General features: G+C 71.0%; 8 protein-coding genes. 4 read left to right on the top strand and 4 right to left on the bottom strand.

Annotated features, from left to right (window positions below; genetic code table 11):
- From ACFXI3_RS34260 to ACFXI3_RS34250, 3 genes are all read left to right on the top strand, one after another.
- Positions 1-745 (top strand): SDR family NAD(P)-dependent oxidoreductase (locus ACFXI3_RS34260; RefSeq protein ID WP_378405249.1); only part of this gene is annotated, 745 nt, incomplete at its 5' end.
- A 27-nt stretch (positions 746-772) separates the two neighbouring features.
- Positions 773-1,645, top strand: coding sequence for a cyclase family protein (locus tag ACFXI3_RS34255; protein WP_378405247.1), 873 nt, complete (start codon positions 773-775; stop codon positions 1,643-1,645).
- 11 nt (positions 1,646-1,656) lie between these two features.
- Positions 1,657-3,189, top strand: a complete 1,533-nt coding sequence (locus ACFXI3_RS34250; RefSeq protein ID WP_378405245.1) for an AMP-binding protein — start codon at positions 1,657-1,659, stop codon at positions 3,187-3,189.
- A 95-nt stretch (positions 3,190-3,284) separates the two neighbouring features.
- Here ACFXI3_RS34250 and ACFXI3_RS34245 read toward each other — a convergent pair whose 3' ends face one another.
- Genes ACFXI3_RS34245 through ACFXI3_RS34230 form a run of 4 tightly spaced genes read right to left on the bottom strand, consistent with a single transcriptional unit; the run spans position 3,285 to position 7,683 of the window.
- Positions 3,285-4,805 (bottom strand): class I adenylate-forming enzyme family protein, encoded by a 1,521-nt coding sequence (locus ACFXI3_RS34245; RefSeq protein WP_378405243.1) that lies wholly within the window; start codon positions 4,803-4,805, stop codon positions 3,285-3,287.
- 15 nt (positions 4,806-4,820) lie between these two features.
- Positions 4,821-4,979: a hypothetical protein gene (locus ACFXI3_RS34240; RefSeq protein ID WP_378405241.1), complete on the bottom strand. Its 159-nt coding sequence runs from the start codon at positions 4,977-4,979 to the stop codon at positions 4,821-4,823.
- On the bottom strand, positions 4,976-6,331 hold the full coding sequence (locus tag ACFXI3_RS34235; RefSeq protein ID WP_378405240.1) for an amidase: 1,356 nt from the start codon (positions 6,329-6,331) through the stop codon (positions 4,976-4,978). Before ACFXI3_RS34235 ends, ACFXI3_RS34240 begins: the two co-directional genes overlap by 4 nt.
- Positions 6,322-7,683 carry an MFS transporter gene (locus tag ACFXI3_RS34230; protein ID WP_378405238.1) on the bottom strand — a complete coding sequence of 454 codons (1,362 nt, stop codon included), beginning with the start codon at positions 7,681-7,683 and terminating at the stop codon, positions 6,322-6,324. Before ACFXI3_RS34230 ends, ACFXI3_RS34235 begins: the two co-directional genes overlap by 10 nt.
- 266 nt (positions 7,684-7,949) lie before the next feature.
- Between ACFXI3_RS34230 and ACFXI3_RS34225 the strand changes: the two genes are divergently transcribed.
- Complete coding sequence (locus tag ACFXI3_RS34225) at positions 7,950-9,089, top strand: acyl-CoA dehydrogenase family protein (protein ID WP_378405236.1); 1,140 nt, start codon at positions 7,950-7,952, stop codon at positions 9,087-9,089.

Here is a 9,089-nt window from a genome sequence, read left to right as displayed (position 1 = left end):
AGAGTATACTGTATTGATGCTGACCATTATGGGCTTTGAAGCCGGAAGCTGTGTCCTGGTCACCGGCGCGGGCAGCGGGATCGGCCGCGCGATCGCGCTCGGCGCGGCCGAACTGGGAGTCGCGGTGGCCGCGTGGGACCTCGACCTCGCCGCGGTGACCAGTCTCGCCCGGGAGTCGGACGGCGACGTGCTGCCAGTCGAGGCCGACGCCGGGGACCCAGCGTCGGTCGCCGCCGCACTCGACCGAACGCTCGCGTGGCGCACCCCGGGAATGCTGGTCAACAACGCCGGCCCGTCGAGCCAGCGGCCGCGGCCGTTCGCGGACGGGGTGGTCGGCGTGCTCGGGCTCGTCGAGCTGGTCACGACTTCCTGGCTCGACCGGGTGCGGGAGCGGGCGGAAGCGATCGTGAACGTCGCGTCGATCGCGGGCACGGTGATCGGCGGCGGCGTGAGCTGGTACTCCGCGGCGAAGGCGGGCGTGCTCGGCTACACGAGGTATCTCGCCGCGGAAGCGCCGTTCGGCGTGCGGGTGAACGCGATCGCGCCCGGCCTGGTGGAAACGCCGCGGATGAAGGAGTTCTTGCCCTCGGAGACCGGCAAGCGCATGGTGGGCCGCACGCCGCGCGGGCGGGCGGTGCAACCAGCCGAGGTCGCCGCCGCCGTGTTGTTCCTGGCTTCCCCGGCGGCGGCGGGGATCACCGGCGCGGTAGTCCCAGTGGACGCCGGGCTGTCCGTCACGGTCTGAAACCCCTCTGACCACAAGGAAGTGTTCATGAGTTCCCGAAGCACCCCGCCCGACGCCGACCTCGTGCGCAGCCTCGGCCTGCCCGCGACCGGCTCCGTGTACGACCTGTCGACCGGCTGGTGGCGGCACATGCCGACGTTCGCGGGCAACCCGCAGCTGGAAGTCGTCACGTACAACTCCCCGCAGGGCCAGCGCGCCGAAGGCCGGTTCCCGTTCGACTCGCCCGGCACGAACGACGTCGAATTCGGCTACGTGTCCGAACTGGTCTCCGGCAGCCTGCACACCGGAACGCACATCGACGCGCTCTGTCACGTCACGTGCGGCAGCGAGGACGAGTGGCACGGCGGAACCTCGGCGAACAGCGCGCTGGGAGACTACGGCGCGCTCCGCGGCGACGCGTCCGAGCTGGGTCCGATCATCGGCCGCGGCGTCCTGCTGGACATCCCGAAGGTGCTTGGCCTCGACGTCCTGCCGCCGCATTTCGCCGTCGGGGAAGACCACCTCCGGCAGGCGGCCGATGCTGGTGGAGTCACGATCACCGGGTCGGACATCGTGCTCGTGCGGACCGGGCAGATGAAGTTCTGGCCGGACACCGCGCGGATCGCCGAGGAGAGCGGCGGCAGCGGGGTCGGCGTGGACGGGGCGCAATGGCTGGTGTCGAAGGGCGTGCGGTACGTCGGCGCGGACACGATGTCGTTCGAGGTCCGGCCGTCGCCGGTGCCGGGCAACCCGCTGCCGGTGCATGTGCTTTTGCTGCAGCAGCACGGGATTCACATCATGGAATGGGTGAACTGCGAGGACCTGGCGGCGGACGGCGTCGTCACGTTCCTCTTCGTCGCGCTGCCGCTGACGCTGCGCGGCGGGACCGGTTCGCCGCTGCGCCCGATCGCTGTCGTGTGAAGGGAGCCGGGATGGAATTCGCCAACGACGTGCCGCTCAGCCCGCTGAGTTTCCTGCGGCGCACGGTCGACCTCGACGGCGACGGGATCGGTGTGGTCACCGACACCGGGGAACGCGTGACGTGGGCGCGGCTCGCGGACCGGGCGGAGCGGCTGGCCGGACGCCTGCGGGAGCTGGGACTCGGCGAGGGCGACCGGGTCGCCGTGCTGGCGCCGAACGGTGTGCCGTTGCTGGAGGCGCATTACGGCGTGCCTGGGGCCGGATGTGCTTTGGTAGCGCTGAATACGCGTCTCGCACCGGAAGAATACACGCAGCTGTTGCGGCTTTCCGGCGCGAAAGTGCTCATCGTCGACCAGTCGCTGGTCGCGCAGGTCGCCGAGGCGGGGTCCGGGCTGCGCGCGGTCGTGGTGATCGGCGAGGACTACGAGGATTGGCTGCGCACCTCGGATCCGGTGCCGTTGCGGCTGCCGAGCGACGAACGTCAGCCGTTGGCGGTCAACTTCACCTCGGGCACCACGGCCGGTCCGAAAGGCGTGGTCTACACGCATCGCGGCGCGTATCTGAACGCGCTCGGGCAGGTCGTTTCCACTGGCCTGCAAGCAAGTTCGCGCTATCTGTGGACGCTGCCGATGTTCCATTGCAACGGCTGGTGCTACACCTGGGCGGTCACCGCGGCGGGCGCGCGGCACGTCACGCTCCGGAAGGTGGACGCGGCGCGGGCGTTCGAACTCATCGAGCAGGAAGCCGTGACGCATCTCAGCGGCGCGCCGGTCGTGCTCGACCTGCTGGTGCAGGCGAGCGGCGGCGCGCGGTTCGCGCAGCGGGTGCAGTTCGCGGTCGGGGGAGCGCCGCCGTCGCCCGCGGCGATCGCGGCGATGGCCGGGATCGGGATCGAGGTGACGCACCTGTACGGGATGACGGAGACGTACGGCCCTTCGCTGATGTGCGTTCCTCGGCCGGAGTGGCCGGAACTTGGACCGGAGAAACGGGCGAAACTGATGGCCCGGCAAGGGGTCCGGACGGTGAACGTCGAGTCGGCGCGGGTGGTGACTCCGGAGTTCGCGGACGTTCCCCCGGACGGGGAGACCCTGGGCGAGCTGGTGATCCGCTCGAACACGGTGATGGCGGGGTACCTCGACAATCCGGCGGCGACCGAGGCGGCGTTCGCCGGCGGCTGGTTGCACACCGGGGATGTCGCGGTGCGGCATCCGGACGGGTATGTGGAGGTCCGCGACCGGCTCAAGGACGTGATCATCAGCGGCGGGGAGAACATCGCGTCGATCGAGGTCGAGAACGCGCTGCTGGACCACGAGGCGGTCGCGGAGGCGGCAGTGGTCGCGAAGACCGATCCGAAGTGGGGCGAGGTGCCGGTGGCGTTCGTCCGCCTCCGCGCGGGGGCCGAAGTGTCCGGTGCGGACTTGATCGGCTGGCTGCGGGGGCGGCTGGCGCATTTCAAGGTGCCCAGGGACATCCGGTTCGCGGAACTGCCCAAGACGTCGACCGGCAAGATCCGCAAGGCGGAACTGCGCAAGCTGGCGGAATGACGGGTGGTCCGTGAGGGGAACCCGGAGGGACTCTGAGTCCGTGAGGGTTCCCCTCACGGACGTCGAGGCGGGGACCGGCGGCGGAATGCGGGGCTTCAGTCCCGCGCGGCGAGAGCGTCGGCGCGAGCCCGGCGGCGGTCCGGTTTGTTGTTCGCGGTGAGCGGCACCGCGGCGATCAGCCGGACCGTCTTCGGGATCTTGTACCCCGCCAGTTCCGCGCGGCAATACTCGCGCAGCGCGGCGGGTTCCACCGTCCGGCCCGCCACCGCGACCACGCTCGCCTCGACCCGTTCTCCCCAGCGCTCGTCCGGCATCCCGTACACGATCGCGTCGGCGACATCCGGGTGCCGGAGCACGACCTCCTCCACCTCGCGCGGGTAGACGTTCTCCCCGCCGCTGATGATCATTTCCTTGCGGCGGCCCGCGATGGTCACCCAGCCGTCCTCGCTGCGCGACGCGAGGTCTCCGATGTGGACACCGTCAGCCTGGAACGTCGACGCCGTTTCGCCGGCAAGGCCGTAGTAGCCGTGCGTCTGCCACGGGCACGAAACCACCAGGTCGCCGACGACGCCCGGGGCGGCTTCGCGGCCGTCGGCGTCGAGGATCCGCACGGTCGCGCCTGGCAGCGGCCTTCCGACGCCGGCGAACCGTCCGGCCAGCAGGTCGTCGTGGTCGAATCCCATCACCGAGCCGAATTCGGTCGCGCCGAAACCGGCGCGGACGCGGGCGTTCGGGAAGTCGCGCAGCAGGTCCCGCACGAAATCGCCGGTGGACGGGGCGGAGCCGAAGCGGATCGCGGTGACGTTCTCCCGCCGGGTCGACGCGTACTCGGGCCGGGCGCGCAGGGCGGCGAACATCGTCGGCGCGCCCATGAGCCTGCTGGCGCCCTGGTCGATCGCGGCGAGCGCGGCGGCGGGATCGAAACGCCGGTGGATCCAGACCTCGCCGCCGGCGAACAGCGGCGTCAGCAGGTTCGTGCCGAGCGTGATGTGGAAGAAAGGCGAGAAGAACAGCTCGACGTCCGAGGGGACGCGCGGATTGCCGTGGGCGCAGGTGTTCAGCCAGAGCCACAGGCTGCGGTGGGTGTGCACCGCGCCTTTCGGGCTGCCGGTGGTGCCGCCGGTGCCGAAGATGATCGCGAAGCCGTCCTCGTCCGGAGCGGCCGGTTCACCGCTCGGATTGTGCAGCGGGGCCAGCCGTTCGGCGATCGGCGCGGATTGGTTCGCCGAGGGAAGTTCGATGACGCGGTACCCGGTTTCCCGGGCGAGCGGAGCGTACGCGGGGTCGGCGACCAGCGCGGCGGGTTCGAGTGCGCTGAGGTACGCGCGAGCTTCCGGCGCGGTCAGCCGGATGTTCAGCGGCGCGGCTACCATCCCGGCGGCCAGCGCGCCCAGGATCGCGACGGTGTGCGGGACCGACGGTTCCATCGCGGTGACGATCCGGTCGCCCGGCTTGGCCCCGGACTCGCGCAGCCCGGCGGCGGTCGCGTCCATGGCGGCGACCAGTTCGGCGAAGGTGAGTTCGCCGTGCTCGTCGGCCAGGGCGCGACGGTGCGCGCCGTGCGGCTGGCCGCCGATCGTCCGCAGCCAGCTCGGCAGCGTCAGGTCGTTGCCCACGGTCGTTCCTCCTTCTCACAGCTCCGCCCGGAAGACCGGGGCGGGCTCCTCGTATAGTGCCTCGTCCAACGCGGACAGCTCGGTTGCCCAGCCGGGGTAGTCCGCTTCGAGCCGGGCGATCTCGGCCGGAGCCGGGGACAGTCCGGCCGCGGCGAGCAGAGCCGCGACGGTCATCGGACGCTCTCCCACGGCGTCTGGCGGTGCCAGCTGGTCCGTTGCTGGTAGGCGTGTCCGGCGGCGAGCACGGTGGCGTCGTCGAACGGCCGTCCGGCGATCTGCAGGCCGAGCGGCAGCCCGTCGGGGGTGAAACCCATCGGGACGGACAGCGCCGGGTTGCCGACGGCGTTCCAGTAAGAGGTGAGCGCGGTTTCGGCCATCCCGGAGGTACTCAGCTCAGCGATCGCGGGCGCGCCGCGGGTGGCCGTTGGCGTCACCACCAGATCGACTTCGGCGAACAGTTGCGCGAGCTTCCGTTGCCCAGCCCGTCGGACCCGCTGCAGCCGCACGTAATCAGCGGCGGAGACCAGCGCGCCCTTCGCGATCGCCATCCGCGTGGAAGCACCGTAATCGGACCACCGGCGCTGCAGATTCGTTCGGTGCCAAGCGAAAGCCTCCGCCGCGAGACCGAACTTGGTCACCGTCCTCAGTTCCGCGTAGTACGGGAGTTCGACCGGTGTCGTGCGTGCGCCCGCGTCGCGCAGAACAGCCACTGCCTGCTCGAAACCCCGGTCCTCGTGCGGCACCACCCCGATCCGCAGACCGGCCAGCGACTCGGTCAACCCGCTGCGGAAGTCCTCAAAACGCCGGTCGACGGACGAGGGGTCGCCGCGATCGGCCCCGGCGAGCGCGGTCAGCAGGATCGCGCAGTCCTCGGCGCTGCGGGCGAGCGGGCCGACGTGGTCGAAGCCGGGCGCGAGCGGGACGCAGCCGTTCTTCGGCACCCGGCCGTACGTCGGCTTGAGCCCGGTGACCCCGCACAGCGCGGCCGGGTACCGGATGCTGCCCGCGGTGTCGGTGCCGAGACTGCCGAACACCAGGCCCGCGGCGACCGCGCTCGCGCTGCCGGAGCTGGATCCGCCGGGGTAGTGCGTGGGACGCCACGGGTTGCGCGGGAGCGGGAACGGCTTCGTCCGGTCCGGCGCGCCGATCCCGAACTCCATCGTCGTCGTCTTTCCGGTGAGCACCGCGCCCGCGGCGCGCAGCCGGGCGACCGCCGGACCGTCGCCGCGCCGGCCCCAGGCGCGATCGAGCACCTGGCTCTGCGCGGTCGTCTCGCCGTCGTCGGTGGCGAGAAGATCTTTTACTGCCAGCGGAATCCCGTGCAGCGGACCGCGATCGAGGCCAGCCGCCAGCTCGGCGTCCGCCCGTGCCGCAGCAGCCCGCGCCGGTCCGTCGAACCGGGAGAGGTAGACGCCCAGCGCGGCGTCGCGCTTGTCGGCGGCGGCAAACGCCGATTCGGCCAACGCCACCGCGGTGGTCCTCCCGGTGCGAAGGGCCACCGCGGCTTCGGCGATCGTCAGGACCATCGAGCGGCCGGTTCGGCGGCGGGGGAGTCCGCCTCGGACGACGCGGTGAGGTCGCTGCCGCGGGTTTCCGAGATCCGCCAGATCGCCACGATGGTGATCACCGCCCCGACGCCCGCGATGGCGCTCAGCGGCAGGCTCGACCCGCCGAACCCGGCGACCAGGCTGCTCGCGATCAGCGGCGTGAACCCGGCGCCGATCAGGCTCGCCAGCTGGTATCCGAGCGAAACCCCGGTGTAGCGCACCTCGGTGCCGAACATCTCCGACAGCATCGGCGCGAGCGGCGCGTACATCAGATTCTGCAGCACCTGCGCGCCCATGAGACCGACCGTCAGCCACAGCACCGAGCCGCTGGTGACCATGGCGTACAACGGAATCGCGTAGATGATCGTGCCGACCGCGCCGATCAGGCTCACTGTCCGCCGCCCGATCCGGTCCGACCACGCGGAGAAGGTCGGGATGCAGATGATCCCGACGCCCGCGACGAACAGGAGCGCGCGGGCGACGTCGGACACGTCGTAACCGAGGGTTTTGGCGTAGGCGATGCTGTGCGAGCTGACCAGCGCGGTCAGCGCGAACGGGCCGATCCCGGCCGCGCAGGCGAGGATGAGCGCGCGCGGGCGGCGCAGAACCTGCAGCACCGGGACGGCCGGCTTCTTGTCGCCGGACTTGGCCGCCTGCTCGCGGAAGACCGGGCTCTCCGACACCCGCAGCCGGACGTACAGCCCGATCATCAGCAGCAGCGCGCTCAGCAGGAACGGCAGCCGCCAGCCCCACGAGAACAGCGCGGGTTTCGGCAGCAGGCTCACCAGCGCGAACACGAGCGTCGCCAGGAACGACCCCAGCGGCGACCCGAGCTGCATGATGCCCGCCCACAGGCCGCGCCGGCGCGCACTCGCGTGCTCGACGACCATCAGCGCCGCGCCGCCCCATTCGCCGCCGACCGCGATCCCTTGCACCACGCGGAGGAACACGAGCAGCAGCGGCGCGGCGATGCCGATCGAGCTGTAGGTCGGCAGCACGCCGATGAGGAAGCTGGCCGCGCCCATCAGCGTCATGGTCACCATCAGCATCGACTTGCGGCCGAGCTTGTCGCCGAAGTGGCCGAACACGAGCCCGCCGAGCGGACGCGCGACGTACCCGGCGGCGAGCGTGCCGAACGCGGCGATGGTGGAGGTCGAGGAGTTCAGCGACGGGAAGAACAGCGGCCCGAACACGAGCGCGGCGATCGAGCTGTAGATCAGGAAGTCGTAGTACTCGATCACGGTGCCCAGCAGGCTGGACATCGTCACCTTGCGCAGTTCGGGGGACGCGGCGCCGCCGGGGGCGGGCGGCTGGGGTGCTGGCGAGACCATCGGGACCTCCGGGAATGGGGGCGGTGGGCGACCGAGTTGAGGATACTGATAGGTCGCCGGAGTGCAAGAGGTGTGCGCTCCGGATGCGATTCCGTTACCACCGCTATGACCGGTGATTTTGGGACGCTGAGGGAGCTTCGGGTTCCGCGCACGGTTGCGTAGTGGAGCTAATTGAGTATCCTTTATTCATCGAACGAGGTGGAAGGAGTCGGCGACGTGCACCGACTGGACGAAAGCCTGGGCCGCCGCGGGCCGGAGGGACGCTGATGGAGTTCGCGTGGGATCGGGCCGACGTCGCGTTCCGGCGCGAGCTGGGGGACTTCCTCGACCGCGAGCTGGCGGGATGGGACCGGTCCGAGACCGGCCTCGGCAGCGCCGTCTACAGCGATTTTTCGCGCGGGTTCGTCGGCAGGCTGGCCGAAAAGGGCTGGCTGACGCCGCACTGGCCGCGCGAGTACGGCGGCGGCGGGCAGGGCGCGTGGCAGCATTTCGTGCTCGGCGAGGAGATGTGGCGGCGCGGGGAGCCGCGCGGGCCGCAGTACATGAACGTCAACTGGGTCGGGCCGGCGATCATCAAGTACGGCACCGAGGACCAGCGGCGGAAGCTGCTGCCGCCGATCGCGCGCGGCGAGGTCTTCTGGTGCCAGGGCTTCTCCGAACCCGAAGCAGGCACGGACCTGGCCGCGCTGCGGACGAAGGCGGTGCGCGACGGCGACAGCTACGTCCTCAACGGACAGAAGATCTGGACGTCCTACGCCAACGTCGCCGACTACTGCTTCCTGCTCGCGCGCACCGGATCGGCCGCCGCCGGCCGCGACGGCATCTCGGTCTTCCTGCTCCCGCTGAACACCCCGGGGGCGCAGGTCCGGCGCATCCCGGGGTTCGTGGGCGATCATTCCTTCAACGAGCTCTTCCTGACCGACGCCCGGATTCCGGCCGATTGCCTGCTCGGGGAGGAGAACAAGGGATGGGAGATCGTCCGGCGCACGCTCGCCTACGAACGCGTCGGCGCGCCCCGGTACGCGCGGGCGGCGCTGGTGCTGGACCGGCTGGCCGCCGAGGTCCGCGCGTCCGGGCAGCTCGCCGACCCGGGGATCCAGGAGCAGTTCGGCGGCGCGCGGGCAGCGTGCGAGGCGGCGCGCGTGCTGGTGTACCGGGTGATCGACGAGCGGGCGAAAGCGAAGGAGCCGTCGCCGATGGCGTATCAGGCTCGCGCCGCGATGGTGCAGGCCGAACGCGCGGTGGGCGACCTCGCGCTGGACGTGCTGGGCAGCGAAGCGCTCGTCGAAGGGGCGCTGGGCGACGCGCAGTTCCGCAACTCGCTCGGCGCGGGCATCGCCGCGGGCAGCTACGAGGTGCAGCTCAACCTGATCAGCCGTCTCATCCTCGAACTGCCGAAGGACTAG

The organism is Amycolatopsis sp. NPDC059235 (assembly GCF_042754125.1).
Taxonomy (GTDB): domain Bacteria; phylum Actinomycetota; class Actinomycetes; order Mycobacteriales; family Pseudonocardiaceae; genus Amycolatopsis; species Amycolatopsis albidoflava.
Note: the sequence above shows the minus strand (reverse complement) of the source record. Positions and strands in the feature narration are given on the sequence as shown.